The following is a 15,970-nucleotide window of genomic DNA, read 5'->3' on the forward strand; positions in this document are numbered from 1 at the left end:
TAATAATCAAATCAATGAAGTCTATAGTAAAAGTAGGGGCATACATCATACTGTTGACCTCTATAGCATGCGCATCGAGTAAAAACAATGCAACTCAGGAAGAAATTGCCGCATTGGACCAAATGATTTCCAATAGACAATTTGAGATTAAAGCCAATTGGGCCCAACCTATGGCGACCCAAAGTTTTAATAATATTGCCAATTCCGGCTTGTTGCCGCCAGGAAGCACTGCAAGCCGAATCGATATCTCGGGAACCCGAGGATATTTTCGCATGGTAGGCGATAGCGTTATAGCCGACCTTCCCTTTTTCGGCGAACGTAGAATGGGCGGATACTACAATCAAAACAAAACTGGAATCATATTCGAGGGTATTCCCAAGGATCTCTCATTTTCTCGCAATAAAAAAGGGGACGGACAAACCATGCGTTTTACAATAAGTGAAGAATCCGAAGGATTTCAGGTAATTGCACTATTGTACCCCAATGGTACGGCAAGGCTTACCGTTTCCAGTACCCACCGAACAAATATGTGGTACCAAGGCAATCTTTCCGAATACAAGGAAAAATAGACCTGGTTAAAAGTAATTAGGGGTAATACGTGAAATTCGTTGCAGACTTTTGGCTACGGACAAATGATATCAAACCCTAAACTTTTTCCTCTTTCCATCATTTTATCATAGCTTTATTGATTCAGAAACCAAAATACCTAAAAACTCAAGATGAAAACATATTCTTTGACCCTAAGGTCAATTCTAATGTTAATGCTTTCGGTAGCCTTTATCGCATGTAAAGGCAAAGAAGGTAACAATGACACGACCGCAGAAGAAGTATCAGAAAACCTGGAAGAAACAACTCCTCGATCAACTACCAACTTGCCTTTAGATCGCCTTAACCTTCCCGAAGGATTTAGCATTGATGTCTATGCAGAAAATTTGGAAGGCGCTCGTTCCATGGCCATGGGTGCTGACGGCACTTTGTTTGTGGGAACTAGAAATGAAGGTAAAGTATATGCCGTAAAAGATACCGATGGAGATTATAAAGCTGATGAAACCTATACCATTGCATCCGATTTGGAGCAGCCTAACGGACTGGCTTTTAGGGACGGTGCCTTGTACGTGGCCGCAGTAAGTCGTTTGTTTAAATACTCGGACATTGAATCACAACTGGAAAATCCGCAAGAGCCCGAATTGATTTATGACGATTACCCAACTGAATTTCACCATGGGTGGAAATACATCGCTTTTGGTCCTGACAACAAATTATATGTACCCGTAGGTGCGCCCTGCAATATTTGTGACCGTACCGATGAGGATGAGCGTTTCGGTACAATTACCCGAATGGATGCCGATGGCGGTAACCGTGAGATCGTGGCACGAGGTGTACGAAACACCGTAGGCTTTACTTGGCATCCAGACACCAATGAACTATGGTTTACCGATAATGGAAGGGATATGATGGGTGACGATGTACCTCCGGGTGAACTGAATAAGCTTACCGAAGTGGGGCAGCATTTTGGTTACCCATTCTGCCACGGTGGAACCGTAAAAGACCCAGAATTTGGTGATCAGCACCCATGTTCCGATTTTGTGGCCCCGGTACAACCTTTGGGCGCCCACGTCGCTGCCTTGGGTGTTAAGTTTGGAAAAGGCCCTATGTTCCCAGAGGCATATCAAGGCCATGCATTTTTGGCCGAGCATGGTTCTTGGAACCGCTCCTCGAAAGTGGGGTACAGGATAACCATGGTTAAACTGGAAAATGGCAAAGCTGTTAGTTATGAACCTTTTATTGATGGTTGGTTGGACGAGGAGTCTCAAGAGGCTTTTGGTAGACCGGTAGATCTATTGTTCTTGGAAGATGGTTCTTTGCTCATATCCGATGATGAGGGCAATGCTATTTATAGGGTTACCTACAAAGGATAAGATTACATCACATTAATTATTGAAAGTACTTGGGAATTGGCATTTGGCTCATTTTCCAAGTACTTTTTTTTTGGTCTTTGTCCGTAACCTCAATAAAAAAGTAATTGGCCCCTCCCTCCATTTTAGAAACAATGTGTTCCACGGTAAATATTGATTCGTTATGGTGAAAAATAAACTCGGTTACCTCTCCATTGGGTGTTTCATTTATTTTTCCATGCCGCAAGATCAAATTGGGCTTGGCCAAAATACTGTTGCTTTTGTGCCAGCAGAGATAGCGGATTTCTCCAGTACGCAGCCTATCGATTCTTACAATGAACTGTCCATCTCCAAAGTAGGCCAGAATAGATTCAATATTGGGTGCTCTCCAAAAAATGGTTAAGTAGGTTTAAGTAGGTTCAGGTTTGGTTGAACGTCAATACAATTCTGGTATTGCATCAAACCTTGTTTCTTTTCCCCCATTCTGCACCGGACAACCAACCGGCAACGTAAATAATGATTCCCAACATAATCAAACAAAATATCTGTAAGGCATTTATAGTTTCAAGTGTAGTCATACTCTTATTTTTTGATTAAACTACATCATACGCAATTATTTTACGCACGCAATTGACGAATGCCCCATTCGAGTTCACCAATAGCCTGTTTGAATGGACGAGATTATCAGTTTGATATTGCGATAAATCAAAGGGAAGTAAAATAGTCCATTCACTGGCGTAGTTTATCCATTTTATCATGCGTGGTATTGCCGCAACTTTGTCCCATCAAAATTTAAGTTTAATCAGTAAAATAAAAATACCATGAAAAATTTGATGAGAACACTTACCGTGTTCATGATTACCATTTCAGGACTCTATGCTCAATTACCAGAACCAGGTTTTGTTATTGACGGAACTACCGCCATTGTAATTACCGACCCACAAAACGATTTCCTTAGCCCCGACGGTGTGGCATGGGGTGCCGTGGGAGAGAGCGTTCAGGAGAACAACACCATCGAGAACTTGGAGACCATTTTTAAGTTGGGCGAAGATTACAACATTCCTGTATTTGTTTCTCCCCATTACTACTACAAGCACGATCACGTGTGGAAGTTTGAGGGAACCCTCGAAAAATTGATGCACAACATCAACATGTTCGATCGTGGGGACCAATTGAACGTAAAAGGTTTTGAAGGTTCCGGTGCCGATTGGTTGCCCCGTTACAAAAAGTACATCAACAAGGATAGGGTAGTGGTTACAAGTCCTCACAAAGTGTTCGGTTCCGAGTCCAACGATTTGGCCCTACAATTGAGAAAACAAGGTGTGGACAAAGTAATCTTGGCTGGAATGTCCGGTAACCTTTGTGCTGAATCACACATGAGGGAATTGGTGGAAAACGGTTTTGAAGTTGCCGTAGTGGGTGACGCTACAGCTTCTGCTAAACTACCTGGATTGGACGGTAACCAAGCTGCTCAGACCAACTACAAAATGATTTCTAGCCGTGTCTTCACTACAAAAGAATTGGTGAAAGAATTGAAAATGCACGACATGAAGTAAAACTTAAGTGTTAGTGATGTTGAAGTTGAAGTGTTGGGGGTCAAACTTAGGTTTGGCCCCTTTTTTATTGATGTTCAGGTAATTGAACTCAAATGGGGAAAATTGTCCAAGGAGTTGCGACATCTGTCCATTTTATCCCAGCTTACATTGTAACACCTTTGCATTGTCACAAGTTGACAAGCAAATTTTTAATAAAAAAACAGAAAATTATGACACGTTTACAAGCATTAGATCCAAAGGAAGCAACCGGAAGATCAAAAGAATTATTCGAAGGTATCCAAAGTAAATTGGGTATGGTTCCCAACATGATGAGAACTATGGGTAACTCTTCAGTTGTTTTGGAAGGCTACTTGAACCTAGGCGATATTTTGGGCAAAGGATCTTTGGGTGGAAAATTGGGCGAATTGATCGCCTTGACCGTAGCAGAATCCAACGCCTGTAACTATTGCCTATCCGCTCACTCGTTTATCGGTGAAAAATTGGTAGGTATCGATACTGATACTTTGAGTGCTGCAAGAGATGGTAAGAACGCAGATCCAAAAATTGCTGCCGCCTTGAACTTTGCAAAAGCATTGATCGCCAAAAACGGACGCGTTTCCTCTGAAGACGTAGCAGCTGTTAAAGATGCCGGATATACCGATGGTGCAATAGGTGAGATCATAGCACATGTAGCTTTGAACATTTTTACCAACTATTTCAATAACACAGCTAACACCGATATCGATTTCCCAGTAGTGGAAGCCGCTACGGTATAATTAACACTTAAATTAAATTAAAGATGAAAACGTTTAAAAATTTATTTCTTTTTGGAATTATGTTGTTTGCCGCCATCAGCGTGCAAGCACAGACCCAGCCGGTAGACGATAACGGTCTTGCCATTGGTGGTTACGATGTTGTGGCCTACTTTTCGGGTGGAGCAAAAAAAGGTAGCAAGAGCCATATGGCCAAGCACAATGGTGCTACTTACTACTTTTCTAGCAATGCCAACAAAATGGCATTTACAAAAGCACCTGAAAAATATTTGCCACAGTTCGATGGTTGGTGTGCTTGGGGTGTAGCCGCTAAGGACACTAAGTTCCCCATCAACCCGGAAACCTACGATATCGTAGATGGTAAATTGTATTTGTTCTACAACGGACCTTTCGACGGTGGTACATTGGATACTTCTTTGGATTGGAACCAAAGAACCACTGAGCTTACTAAGGCGGCACACGCCAAATGGCCCAAGGTTAAAAATAGCAAGTAGTAGTTTTAATTAGTTTTAGGGTAGGGCCATGTCATGGGTCCTACCCTTTTTTTTTGTGAAAAATTCCCAACATGGAAATAGAGAAAAAATTCCCGTTGCCCCCCTTTACCGAGGAAACCGCAAAGGAAAAAGTACAATTGGCAGAAGATGCCTGGAACAGCCAAGACCCCGAAAAAGTGAGCAAAGCCTACACGGTGGACACGGAATGGCGCAATCGTTCCCAGTTTGTCAACGGCCGTGAGGAGGTAGTTTCATTTTTAACAGAAAAGTGGAAAAAAGAAAAAAACTACAAATTAAGAAAGGAACTATGGGCCTTTACCGACAATAAGATTGCAGTTCGTTTTGAATATGAATACCAGAATGCCGAAGGAGCGTGGATACGCGCGTATGGAAACGAGAATTGGGAATTCAACGAGCACGGGCTTATGCAGAAACGCTACGCCAGTATCAACGATCTGCCCATAGCGGAAACCGAAAGACGATTATAATAATTTGTTGTTCGTTATCAATTTTAATGTATTGTCACTTCGAGCGCAGTCGAAAAGTTGCCAATCTCATCATTTTAAAATGAGGTCTTGACTGCGCTCAGGATGACAGTTCGAAGAGAAAGTACATTTTAAGGACCGTCAGTTCGGGTTTTCTCGATACAGTTTTTGGCCTACGGCTCAAAACACCGTTCGAAATGACAAATTTTGATTGCTGATATTCAATTTATAGTATTTATATATGGAGATCTACAACACCAACACGCTCATCGACGAACAAACCGGCAACCTGGCCTTTAAACTCTCCAATTTTGAGGATAGCTGCCAGTTTTGCGACACGCACCGGTTTAGCTACTATTCCTTGATCTGGATAAAAAAGGGGAGGGGTACCGCCCAAGTGGACTTTACGGAGTACACGTTTACGCCAAATACCCTATTTGCCGTAACGCCCTACCAACCTTTTACCATAAGCGAGGAAGAACCGTTGGAGGGCGTGGTGTTAAATTTTCATCCCGATTTTTTCTGCATTCACAAGCACCACGAACAAGTGGCCTGTAACGGAGTGCTCTTTAACAACATTTACAGTCCGCCCATGCTCTGTGTTACGGAGGATATGTGCCAAAATTTTGAACTGATGTTGCAGCAGATGTACAACGAGGTGCAAAAATCGGAAATGGCGCAGTACGAGCTGTTGGTCTCCTACCTTAAAATATTCTTGATCACGGCCTCCCGTGCCAAGGCCAAGCAACAGCCCGAAGCCTTGGAGGGCACGCCGGGCGAAAAGGAGCCCTTTATCCTCCAAAAGCTCAAAAACCTGATAGAGACCCACTACAGGACCATGCACTCCGCAGGAGAATATGCCGATCTGCTGAACATTAGCCCCAAGGCCCTGGCCAAAATGACCAAGAACCATTTTAACAAGACCATGACCAACCTGATCAGCGAACGGATCATTATTGAGGCCAAGCGCGAGCTGTACCTCACCAACAAAACGGTAAAAGAGATCGCCTACGACCTTGGGTACGACGATGAGCACTACTTTAGCCGCTTTTTTAAGAACAATGCCGAAATATCTCCCAAAACTTATCGCGAAACCGTGGGCTTTGCCCGTGGCGCCGTAGCTTAAACGAAACCCTTACTTAATGAAAATAAATGTAATAGACCAAACCTTGCCGCTGCCCTTTGGGCAGGTGTACAAAACCCTACAACAGCGCATAGTGGAACATGGCTTTTTGCTGTTGCACGAGATAGATACCCAGGCCATTGTGGCCAAACATGGCGTAACTATATCCCAATTGCGGCAATTGCTCTTTTTTGAGCCCAAATACATTGCCCAGATCATGGAGAACGACCCCCTGGCCATAAACGATATCCCCTTAAAACTGGTACTACAAGAAATTGATGCCCAAACCACCCAACTGAGCTTTAAAAACCCTGTGGGCAGCCTACAGGATTATGGCTTGGACCCTGCCATGGCAGCCGAAATGTTGGAACGGGTAAAGAGAATAGTCGACAACTATTAATTATCTAGTAAAAAAACCGCCCCCGCAGTAGGCTGTATGGGGCGGTTTTATACTTAGTTTTTGGAATGATAAAGAAAGCCCTTTAGGGCTTTTTTTTATGGGGTTACGGTTTTCCGTAATCTTTAAATAAAAGCCAAATATAAATTGTTAATAAAATATTGCAATTATTGCAATGCAATATTTGCAATACAAAAAACCTGTCCGTAAATTCGTCCGTGTCCGTAATAATGTCCGTAAAAAAATGGCGACTATTAATTTTTACCTCGATAAGTCTGATAAAAAAGGGTTTGCACCAATTCATTTAAGAATAAATTGCAATTCAGAACAAGTTAAATTATCTACTGGCGAAAAGATTCGTCCAGATGATTTTGATAAAGAAAGCCAATTGGCGAAAAATAGTGCAGAAAATGCAGTTGAAATTAATCACTATCTGAATTATTTAAAAGATAGGACCGATGAATTATTTAATAATTCTTACCGAAAAAAATACACCAACAAAGAAATAAAAGTAATATTAAATGAATTTGTTGCAGCCTACAAGGATAGTAATAATATCCATATTGTTAGTGAAGAATCACCTATTTACGGAACACCAATAACTTTTATTGATTTATTTGCTGGAGCAGGCGGTTTTAGCGAGGGTTTTTTGCAGGCTGATACTGAAGAAAAGTTTTTTGATTTTCTTTTGGCTAATGATATCAATGAAAATTCGGAATTGACCCATTTAGTTCGATATAATCATCAATTGGGATTGGGAACTGAATTCTTATGTCAAGATATTACAGAGCCTGATTTCATTGACAATTTGCTCAAAAAGATTGATGGTAAAAAAGTTGATGTTGTTTGCGGAGGGCCACCTTGCCAAAGTTTTAGTCTTGCTGGAAAAAGAAAGAAATTTGATAAAAAAGATGACCTTTTCTCACATTATTTGGAAGTCATAAAAATTCTACAGCCCAAATATTTTGTGATGGAGAATGTAAAAGGCATTCTCACCAAGGAAAAGGGAAAAATCAAAGAGTTGATATTGAAAGAGATAAATTCAATTGTCGATATCAATGAAATACCAAGATTAGCAGCATTTATAAAATCTTTAAAGAAAAACAATCTTGACGAAAACTTCCTTTTGGACTGTTTGGTTAAAAGGGTTGAATTGGAGCAGTTCACTGATGATAAATCAGAGAAATCAAAAGAAAACTACATTAAGGTTATTGATTCTAAGTTCAAAAAACTGACCCCAGAAATTGTTGATTACAAAACAAGCAAAACTGATGTCAGAATTAGTACAATTCGACATGGTTTCAATCTTTTGATAAGAAGCAAAGAATGGGAGAAGCTAAAACGTGATATCATAAGAGAAAAGGACTTCTGTAATATTGATAATGACTATTTCGTTGATGCATTCACTTCTTTTATTTCAGAAATTGATTCTAATGAGATTATTGGTAAAATAGAGGCTGCTTTTAAAGACCTTAACGTTAAGAATGAATTCAAAAAGGACTGTGGGGACATTGTTCAGGCCTTAAAAATTTATGTTCTTAATATTGATGATTGTTTGGAAGTCATTCGTTCGTTTTGCAATGATTTTCAGATTTTAGAATTGAATAAAATAATTGAGGATATACGTCTTTATAGAATTAAAGCACCATTCATAGCTAACTCATCTAATTATGGTGTTCCTCAAAATAGAGAAAGAGTGCTGTTTATTGGGTGTAGAAAAGACCAGAAGTTTATCTCCGAAATTCCAGCTACTGTCTCAGAAGATGAAAAGGTTTCTGTGTTTGAAGCTTTATATGATCTTGATTTTGTTGAAAATAATGAAGAAGCACATACCTATCAAGAAGTTGATTTATCAAGTCAATATAACGGTACTGCCGGAAAAATGAAAAATCTTCTTAAGACGCGAATGATAGACGGAAAACCTGTTAACTCAAATGGTATGACTTTTTCGGATTGGAGCAAAAAAGGGAGGCTTAACGGAAGATTTAAAAATGCCACAAACCCATTTTACGTGAGAAATGCACAAGCTCTTGAAAATGGTGAAAGAACATTTGACGTATTGCACAATCACAAAACAAGCAACCAAAATAAAGATGTAATTGAGCGTCTGGACATTATTTTAAAAGAGGGTGACTATAGAAAGGCACAACCTAAGTTGCAGCAGTGTGGATTAGCTTCCAATAAAAGAAATTATAATGTTTTAAAACCAGATAGGCAGAGTCCAACTGTAATGACCATACCTGATGATTATATACATTACAATACTCCTCGTGCACTTACGGTTAGGGAGATGGCCAGATTACAGTCTTTCGATGATTCATTTGTGTTTCAAGGCAAACGATCAACTGGAGGGAACAATAGAAAGTCAGAATTGCCACAATACACTTTAGTTGGCAATGCAGTTCCTCCATTAATGGCTAGGGCAGTTGCCATGGAAATATTGAAAAACATTAAATGAGGAAACTAACCCAATCAGAAGAAGCAAAGCTTAAAACTCTAACTGAAAATTCTATTTCATTGACTCTAATTGAACCTACGGAAACAGGTTTAAAAAAGTCAATCATGGATGCTACTGGTACTATTAGAAATTATTTAAAGAACAATAATCTTCATGATTATGATTTGCAATCTCAAGGGCCTGACCATAAAGTAATAATTAAAGCATTTATTTATGAGTCGGATAAAATTCATAAATCAAATGCGTCACTTTATAGACCAAAAACTAAAAAAGGAGATCCTAGAATCTGGTTTTCTGGTTTATCCAAATATTCGGACCCAAATGATATCTTGTCTATAATCACTTTTGAAAATCAATTGCATGTAATCAATTTGACCAAGCTTCCAGTGAGTCATTTATTGGAAAGCTCAATTTCGAATCCATTGGGAGAGTTGGTAAAAGAAATAAATGCAATAGAAAGTGAAACTTCTTCAGAATTGCTTCAAAAATTAATAGAACTTGCACAAAAAGGACCAATCTTATCCATTGTAAATGCTGATACATCAGTTGGAAGAACTTTGGAGACTGCTTTGGGAATAGATATAAATTCTTCAAAACTACCCGATTATAAAGGAATAGAGCTTAAATCATTTCGTGCCAAAAAAGGAAATAGAAAGAATTTATTTGCACAAGTACCTGATTGGAATCTAAGCAAGTTCAAAAGTTCAGCAGAGATTTTGGATGCATTTGGATATTGGAGAGAAGAAGACTTTAAGTTGTATTGTACAGTTTCCTCCATAGTTTCAAACTCTCAGGGTCTATCTTTAAAGTTGGATATGGATATAAACCAACTCATAGAGTATTCCAATGATAAAAGAATAGGAGAGTTTGTGGTGTGGTCTTTGGAAAAACTTCATCAAAGATTATTGGAAAAACACAAAGAAACGTTTTGGGTTGCAGCGGATGTTATCCATGTCGATGGCAAGGAGTATTTTCAGTATAAACAAGTAGAGCATACCAGAAAGCCTTTGGTTTCTCAATTCGATATTCTTTTAGAGCAAGGCATAATTACTCTAGACCATCTAATTAAAAGAAATGCAAAGGGAAAAGTGGTTGAAAAAGGACCATTGTTTAAAATAAAACCTAACAGTCTTGATCTTTTGTTTCCACCGAGTAAGATTCATAACTTGATGATCATATGAAAAAGGAACTGAAATTTAAGGTTAGCGCTGCTTTAAAGGATATCATTGGCAAGGATTTAATTACAGATGATTTCATTGCTGTTTTTGAATTGGTTAAAAATTCTTTTGACGCATATGCTGACCAAGTTGATATATACTTTAATGATATCTATGGGAATAATCCTAAAATCATTATTAAAGACAATGGTAAGGGAATGAGTCTGGATGATATAAAATCTAAATGGCTTTTTGTCGCTTATTCAGCAAAAAAAGACGGAACCGAGGATGAGGGATTTGATTATCGAGATAGAATTTACGTTAAAAGGGCTTTTGCAGGAGCTAAGGGTATTGGTAGGTTTTCCTGTGATAGATTGGGAAAAACCTTAATGCTTGAATCTACTAAAAAAAATGGTAGAACCGAAATGCTTTTTACAGAATGGGAAAAGTTCGAAGAGGATACAAAAAGGAATTTTATAGATATAAGTGTTCTGCATGAAACTAAATCAATCAGTGCTTACGGTTTGAGTCATGGAACCGTGCTAGAAATAGGTGATTTAAGAAGTGATTGGAATAGGAAAAAATTATTAAAATTAAAGGATTCCATAGCCAAACTAATCAATCCTAGAATTAGTGACGAAGCTGATAATGAATTTAAAGTTTATATCCATTGTAAGGAAGAAGAACAAGAGGATTCGAAATCTGACGAGTATTATGAAAAAGTCAATGGTGAAGTTAGAAATTTTATATTCGACACTTTAGGGTTGAAAACAACAAAGATTACTTCAAGAATAGATAGAAATGGTGATTATATCACTACCTCATTGTCGGATGGAGGAACTTTGGTTTATAAAGTTAAAGAGAAAAATAACTTTCCTTTATTGAAGTCAATAGATATAACTATCTATTACCTTAATCAATCTGCTAAGTTGACTTTTGCCAGAAGAATGGGAGTGCCCGTAATAAATTATGGCCATATTTTTTTATATAAAAATGGATTTAGGATTTACCCCTATGGTGAACCAGGGGAAGATCCTTTAAAAATAGATCGAAGGAAAAGTCAAGGTTATAGTAGATATTTAGGTACTAGAGAAGTAATGGGGCAAATTAACATACTTGAAGATTCTGAAGAGTTGAAAGAAACTTCAAGTAGGGGAGATGGCTTAATTAAAACTAAAACTTATGAAAGTTTAGAAGAATTCTTTTGGAACACTTTAAGACGGTTGGAACGATATGTTGTTGATGTTCAAAAGTGGGGGTTAAGTATTGAAGATACAGATGTTGACATACAAGATATGAGAACACGTATTACTTCATTAATTGCTCAACTTTCAGGGTCGGATAATATTGTGGATTTTGAATATTCAGAAAATGTCCTGTCTCTTATTGAAAAAAACCAAAGTAGCAGTGCTGAAACTCTTGTAAGTAATCTTAATCGGATAGCATCGAGGAGTGGTGATGAGGATTTAATTAAGCAAACAAAGTTAGCTGCGAAAAAATTAAAAGAACTTCAGAAAGCAAGAGTTTTTGCTGAAAAAGAAGCAGATGAGCAGAGGAATATTGCTGAAAAAACAGAGAAAGAATTGGATCAAAAAGAATCCGAAAATCTTTTTCTAAAATCAATCAAATCTCAGGAATTTGAAGAGGTCGTAAGTTTTTTGCATCACATTGGAATTTCATCAAAAAATATTGACAACAATCTAAAACTTTTAGTTAAGAGAATTAGAAAGGGTAAGGAAATCTCAAATGTGGAATTGGTAGAAATTATTCAAAAAGTGATTTTTGAAAACAGAAAAATTTTATCTATTTCTAAGTTTGCATCTAAAGCTAATTTTCAATTATACACATCTTCAATTGAAATTGATGTTGTGGAATATATTACTGAATACATTCAAAACATTTTAGGATTAGTTTCTTCACAAAAACCAATAGTCCATATAAATAACAAAACGGAAGTTAAATTCATAAAGGAATTAAAACCAATAGAATTAAATATAATAATAGATAATTTGATTAGTAATTCGAGACGAGCCAAAGCTGAAAATATATTTATTTCATTTAAAATTGTGGATGGAAATCTAAATATTAATTTCGCGGATGATGGTTCAGGAATTAAAGATGATATTGCAAAAAATATATTTAATTTTGGATTCACCACCACCTCAGGGTCTGGTATCGGATTATATCATGTGAAAAAAATGTTGAATGAAATGGGAGGAGATATAACACTAAACAAAGCGTCAAAGAAACCTACTGAATTTAATTTAATAATAAAAGAATGATAGTTACGGATTTGTTATGGATTGAAGATGATACTGAGTTTGTTGATGGTACTCTGGCCAACTTTAAAGAAGACAGAGAAGATCTTGGTTTTGCAATAGTCCCTTGGCATTATGTAAGTAAAGAAGAGTTTGACAAGGATTCTCACTTAGAGTTAGAATCATTAGCAATTGGTTTGGTATGTATTGATTATAATCTTCCTGGAGGAATAAACGGTAATGAGATAATTAAGATAATCCGAGGTTATAAAGCAAATAAGGAAATTCCTATTATTTTTTATTCTGCTGCAAAAAATGAAAGTGAGCTTAAAAAGATACTTGAGGAGACATTTGATGAAGAGATTGATAATATTTTTTATTCTACAAAGGATACTTTAGAAGATCAAATAATAAATGTTTTGTCTTAGTATAGTTCATTTGATTTCATTACTAAATTTCAAATCCCCCCAATCTCCTTTAAGCTCAATCCCGTAGCCTTTTTAATAATCTCATTGTTTACGCCTTGAGCCTTTAATTTCTTGGCAATATCCAAAGCCTTTTCTTTTTCGGCCCGCTTTTTCTCGGTATCAATTTTAAACTGTTCCAGTTCTTGCTTTTCGGGGCCCATAATTTCAAACAGGCCACTTTTTTGGAGTTCGTCCATCACCCCTTGGTCGGCAAAACTGGTATAATTGGTTTCGGTGATCACCAAATGGTCCAGCACCTCCACTTTTATGAGTTTCCCCACTTTTAGCATATGGTCGGTAAAGGTAATATCGGCATCGGTAACCTCGTGCGAGCCGCTGGGGTGGTTGTGCACCAAGATCAGTTTACTGGCCAGTTTGTAGATCGCCATCCTAAACACATCGGGCGGGTCGGCGTTCACCCGGTTGCTGGCCCCAAGGCCGATCAGTTCCACGAACAGTATTTTGTTGTTGTGGTTTAGGCCCACCACCCAAAAATGCTCTTGGTTGCGGCGTATCTTGTTTTCGCGCAGCAATACCTGTTGCATGATCGCATATATGTCCACGGAGTTGAGCACTTTGATCTTTTGTTCTTTGGTAAGCCGTACATTCATGGTAGGTGTCTTGTAATTTGGGTCTGGGAAAGGTAATCCATGCCCGCGAGAAAAACAAAAATAGGCCCATTGGGGCACCAAATAGTCCTTGGGTGTTCCAGTATGGCCCCATTTTACTATTTTAGAGATTACAATTGTTAGCGCCATGGGCATGCACCGTAAATTGACCGCCATAATGTTCACCGATGTACAGGGGTACACTGCCATTATGCACGAGGATGAACAGCAGGCATTGGTGTTGCGTCAAAGGCACCGTACCCTGTTCAAGGAGCTTACCGAGCAGTATCGGGGTACCTTGGTGCAATACTTTGGCGATGGCACCCTCTCTATTTTTGACAGCGCAGTAGATGCCGTGGAATGTGCCCTGGCTCTCCAAAAAGGGTTACGGGAGGAACCGGTGATCCCCGTACGCATTGGAATCCATGTGGGCGACATTGTATTGACCGAGGACGATATTATGGGCGATGCCGTAAATATCGCTTCCCGAATAGAGAGCGCAGCCGTGCCGGGCAGTATCTTCTTTTCCGGCTTGGTGAACGACCAACTGCGAAGCCATAAAAAATTCGAGACCCGCTTTCTCAACGTTTTTCATTTTAAGAACGTAAAGGAACCCATTCCCGTTTTCACCCTTGTGGATGAGCACCTGGAGGTACCGGAACGCATAACATACGAAAAGGAACCTAGCGGGAAAATTACCGACTTGCTGTCTAAATATCGAGACAAAGGGGGCGGTAAACGTAAGCTGCGTTTGTGGGCAGTGGCCGCGGTAATCGTGCTGGGCCTTTTGGTGGTAGGTTATAATGCATTTAGCAAAGGAAATGCAGAAGCGTCCGTCGCAAATAACAAGGCGTTGGGCAGTATTGCCGTGTTGCCCGTTCAGAACCTTACCGGCGAGGCACAAAACGATGTGCTGAGCGAAACCATCACCGACGACCTGATAGCGCAATTGTCCGACAAGCTGATCACCATAAAAGTAGTGCCCAAATCCTTGGTGCAGGACTATCTGGACCAAGGTAAATCGTTACAACAAATGGCCATGGCATTGGAGGTGGGCTATATTTTGGAAGGGGCACTGCACCATTCGGATAGTCTGTACAATCTGGACCTGCGTTTGGCCGATGCCCTGGAGCGGGTGTACCTCTGGTCCGAACGGTACGACCATGTATCGGGCGACAATATTTCAGCCACCCTGCAAGACCGCACCAGTGGGGTGATCACCACCGAATTGAGCACTCATTACCGGAATCGGGAAAAGACCAGCGACCAAAACCAAACTTTGGACAATAAGGATGTGAACGAATTGTTGGCCCGCGCCGATGCCCTTACCAATAAAATGGATAAGGAATCCATGTACCAGGCCATGCCATTGTACCAAAAAGTGATCCAATTGGAGCCGAATAGGGCCGAGGGCTATATCGGTCTGGCCCGCATCTACACTATTGGCGGCATGATCTGGGGCTATTTTAAACAAGAGGAGTCCAGAACGAGGGCCGCAGAGTACCTGGAAAAATCCATAGCGTTGAAACCCACTTTGGAGGCGTCACAATATTTGTTGGTGAGCAAATTTTTCTTTGAACACGATTTTAAGTATTCGGAGGAACATTTGTCGTTGGTGGCCATATTGCCTCCCTTTCCGGATGGGGCTTTCTACTCGGTGTACAGCAATATGTTGGGCCGATTTGACGAGAGCATCCACTTTGCGGAAAACTACATCGACCGTTTCCCCGATGCGGGCAACGGGTATGCACAGATGATCCGCGCCTATTTTCTGGCGGGGGATTGGGCCAAGGCCGACAGTTTGATGAACCGTTGTGACAGCCGTTTCAAGCACGATCTGTTCTATACACGGGATGTGGCCATGGTACACCTGAACATGGGCAATTTTGAGGCGTTCAAGGAAATGAACAATATCCTACGAACCAACTTTCTGGACAATGCGTCGGTACATCTCTATTACGATGCGGTGGCCCTGCACCACGATGGTGTGGACCCGGCCAAAATTCAGGAAAAACTGGACCTGCTGCAAGAACAGTACGATCAAGGCATGGCAGGCTCGCCAGCGTGGTTTTTGGCCATGTACTATTTTTACCTGAAGGATGAGGATACCGCTTTTGAATGGTTGAAAAAGTCGGTCGAACGCAAGGATGTGGAAACCTTGTGGCTGAAAACGGAATATTGGCTACAACCGTACAGAAAGGCAAATGACCCCCGGTATGTGGCCCTGTACAATCAAATCAATTGGCCGGAGTAGGTTTCTTTCAATAAAAACCGCCCCAAACGTTGTTCGCAGGGGCGGTGTTGGCTTATCAGTCTTAAT

Annotated in this window: 15 protein-coding genes; 14 read left to right on the forward strand and 1 reads right to left on the reverse strand. The window is 39.8% G+C overall.

Features of this window, described 5'->3' with window-relative positions:
* The first annotated feature begins 14 nt into the window (after nucleotides 1–14).
* The 13 genes from ACQQ5U_RS02725 (at nucleotide 15) to ACQQ5U_RS02785 (ending at nucleotide 13,003) form a co-directional block, all read left to right on the forward strand.
* Nucleotides 15–569, forward strand: coding sequence for a DUF4251 domain-containing protein (locus ACQQ5U_RS02725; RefSeq protein ID WP_437395403.1), 555 nt, complete (start codon nucleotides 15–17; stop codon nucleotides 567–569).
* A gap of 150 nt (nucleotides 570–719) precedes the next feature.
* Nucleotides 720–1,919: a PQQ-dependent sugar dehydrogenase gene (locus ACQQ5U_RS02730; protein WP_437395404.1), complete on the forward strand. Its 1,200-nt coding sequence runs from the start codon at nucleotides 720–722 to the stop codon at nucleotides 1,917–1,919.
* Between the two features lie 160 nt (nucleotides 1,920–2,079).
* Nucleotides 2,080–2,298 carry a hypothetical protein gene (locus ACQQ5U_RS02735; RefSeq protein ID WP_437395405.1) on the forward strand — a complete coding sequence of 73 codons (219 nt, stop codon included), beginning with the start codon at nucleotides 2,080–2,082 and terminating at the stop codon, nucleotides 2,296–2,298.
* A gap of 418 nt (nucleotides 2,299–2,716) precedes the next feature.
* A complete protein-coding gene (locus tag ACQQ5U_RS02740; protein ID WP_437395406.1) occupies nucleotides 2,717–3,451 on the forward strand; it encodes a cysteine hydrolase in 735 nt (244 codons plus the stop codon).
* Between the two features lie 209 nt (nucleotides 3,452–3,660).
* Nucleotides 3,661–4,206 carry a carboxymuconolactone decarboxylase family protein gene (locus ACQQ5U_RS02745; RefSeq protein WP_437395407.1) on the forward strand — a complete coding sequence of 182 codons (546 nt, stop codon included), beginning with the start codon at nucleotides 3,661–3,663 and terminating at the stop codon, nucleotides 4,204–4,206.
* 23 nt (nucleotides 4,207–4,229) lie between these two features.
* Nucleotides 4,230–4,697: a YHS domain-containing (seleno)protein gene (locus tag ACQQ5U_RS02750; RefSeq protein ID WP_437395408.1), complete on the forward strand. Its 468-nt coding sequence runs from the start codon at nucleotides 4,230–4,232 to the stop codon at nucleotides 4,695–4,697.
* A gap of 71 nt (nucleotides 4,698–4,768) precedes the next feature.
* The gene (locus ACQQ5U_RS02755) at nucleotides 4,769–5,185 is read left to right on the forward strand and encodes a DUF1348 family protein (protein WP_437395409.1); all 417 of its coding nucleotides are present in this window, start codon (nucleotides 4,769–4,771) and stop codon (nucleotides 5,183–5,185) included.
* Nucleotides 5,186–5,423: 238 nt separating this feature from the next.
* Nucleotides 5,424–6,308 (forward strand): helix-turn-helix domain-containing protein, encoded by an 885-nt coding sequence (locus ACQQ5U_RS02760; protein WP_437395410.1) that lies wholly within the window; start codon nucleotides 5,424–5,426, stop codon nucleotides 6,306–6,308.
* A 16-nt stretch (nucleotides 6,309–6,324) separates the two neighbouring features.
* Nucleotides 6,325–6,705, forward strand: coding sequence for a DUF302 domain-containing protein (locus ACQQ5U_RS02765; RefSeq protein WP_437395411.1), 381 nt, complete (start codon nucleotides 6,325–6,327; stop codon nucleotides 6,703–6,705).
* Between the two features lie 241 nt (nucleotides 6,706–6,946).
* On the forward strand, nucleotides 6,947–9,160 hold the full coding sequence (locus ACQQ5U_RS02770; protein ID WP_437395412.1) for a DNA cytosine methyltransferase: 2,214 nt from the start codon (nucleotides 6,947–6,949) through the stop codon (nucleotides 9,158–9,160).
* On the forward strand, nucleotides 9,157–10,341 hold the full coding sequence (locus ACQQ5U_RS02775) for an MvaI/BcnI family restriction endonuclease (RefSeq protein ID WP_437395413.1): 1,185 nt from the start codon (nucleotides 9,157–9,159) through the stop codon (nucleotides 10,339–10,341). The genes ACQQ5U_RS02770 and ACQQ5U_RS02775 overlap by 4 nt, the downstream gene beginning before the upstream one ends.
* Nucleotides 10,338–12,599: an ATP-binding protein gene (locus ACQQ5U_RS02780; protein ID WP_437395414.1), complete on the forward strand. Its 2,262-nt coding sequence runs from the start codon at nucleotides 10,338–10,340 to the stop codon at nucleotides 12,597–12,599. Before ACQQ5U_RS02775 ends, ACQQ5U_RS02780 begins: the two co-directional genes overlap by 4 nt.
* The gene (locus tag ACQQ5U_RS02785) at nucleotides 12,596–13,003 is read left to right on the forward strand and encodes a hypothetical protein (RefSeq protein ID WP_437395415.1); all 408 of its coding nucleotides are present in this window, start codon (nucleotides 12,596–12,598) and stop codon (nucleotides 13,001–13,003) included. The genes ACQQ5U_RS02780 and ACQQ5U_RS02785 overlap by 4 nt, the downstream gene beginning before the upstream one ends.
* 29 nt (nucleotides 13,004–13,032) lie before the next feature.
* Here ACQQ5U_RS02785 and ACQQ5U_RS02790 read toward each other — a convergent pair whose 3' ends face one another.
* Entirely contained in the window at nucleotides 13,033–13,800 is a 768-nt protein-coding gene (locus tag ACQQ5U_RS02790; RefSeq protein WP_437395416.1) for a JAB domain-containing protein, read from the reverse strand.
* Between ACQQ5U_RS02790 and ACQQ5U_RS02795 the strand changes: the two genes are divergently transcribed.
* A complete protein-coding gene (locus ACQQ5U_RS02795; protein WP_437395417.1) occupies nucleotides 13,799–15,904 on the forward strand; it encodes an adenylate/guanylate cyclase domain-containing protein in 2,106 nt (701 codons plus the stop codon). The two genes, ACQQ5U_RS02790 and ACQQ5U_RS02795, sit on opposite strands and share 2 nt — an antisense overlap.
* Nucleotides 15,905–15,970 lie beyond the last annotated feature (66 nt).

It is taken from the genome of Flagellimonas lutimaris, assembly GCF_051494225.1.
Taxonomy (GTDB): domain Bacteria; phylum Bacteroidota; class Bacteroidia; order Flavobacteriales; family Flavobacteriaceae; genus Flagellimonas; species Flagellimonas lutimaris_A.

Excerpts from the sequence above, each read along its gene's own strand:
- ACQQ5U_RS02725 (WP_437395403.1), top strand. The coding sequence starts at position 15 with ATGAAGTCTATAGTAAAAGTAGGGGCATACATCATACTGTTGACCTCT.
- ACQQ5U_RS02730 (WP_437395404.1), top strand. The coding sequence starts at position 720 with ATGAAAACATATTCTTTGACCCTAAGGTCAATTCTAATGTTAATGCTT.
- ACQQ5U_RS02735 (WP_437395405.1), top strand. The coding sequence starts at position 2,080 with ATGGTGAAAAATAAACTCGGTTACCTCTCCATTGGGTGTTTCATTTAT.
- ACQQ5U_RS02740 (WP_437395406.1), top strand. The coding sequence starts at position 2,717 with ATGAAAAATTTGATGAGAACACTTACCGTGTTCATGATTACCATTTCA.
- ACQQ5U_RS02745 (WP_437395407.1), top strand. The coding sequence starts at position 3,661 with ATGACACGTTTACAAGCATTAGATCCAAAGGAAGCAACCGGAAGATCA.
- ACQQ5U_RS02750 (WP_437395408.1), top strand. The coding sequence starts at position 4,230 with ATGAAAACGTTTAAAAATTTATTTCTTTTTGGAATTATGTTGTTTGCC.
- ACQQ5U_RS02755 (WP_437395409.1), top strand. The coding sequence starts at position 4,769 with ATGGAAATAGAGAAAAAATTCCCGTTGCCCCCCTTTACCGAGGAAACC.
- ACQQ5U_RS02760 (WP_437395410.1), top strand. The coding sequence starts at position 5,424 with ATGGAGATCTACAACACCAACACGCTCATCGACGAACAAACCGGCAAC.
- ACQQ5U_RS02765 (WP_437395411.1), top strand. The coding sequence starts at position 6,325 with ATGAAAATAAATGTAATAGACCAAACCTTGCCGCTGCCCTTTGGGCAG.
- ACQQ5U_RS02770 (WP_437395412.1), top strand. The coding sequence starts at position 6,947 with ATGGCGACTATTAATTTTTACCTCGATAAGTCTGATAAAAAAGGGTTT.
- ACQQ5U_RS02775 (WP_437395413.1), top strand. The coding sequence starts at position 9,157 with ATGAGGAAACTAACCCAATCAGAAGAAGCAAAGCTTAAAACTCTAACT.
- ACQQ5U_RS02780 (WP_437395414.1), top strand. The coding sequence starts at position 10,338 with ATGAAAAAGGAACTGAAATTTAAGGTTAGCGCTGCTTTAAAGGATATC.
- ACQQ5U_RS02785 (WP_437395415.1), top strand. The coding sequence starts at position 12,596 with ATGATAGTTACGGATTTGTTATGGATTGAAGATGATACTGAGTTTGTT.
- ACQQ5U_RS02795 (WP_437395417.1), top strand. The coding sequence starts at position 13,799 with ATGGGCATGCACCGTAAATTGACCGCCATAATGTTCACCGATGTACAG.
- ACQQ5U_RS02790 (WP_437395416.1), bottom strand. The coding sequence starts at position 13,800 with ATGGCGCTAACAATTGTAATCTCTAAAATAGTAAAATGGGGCCATACT.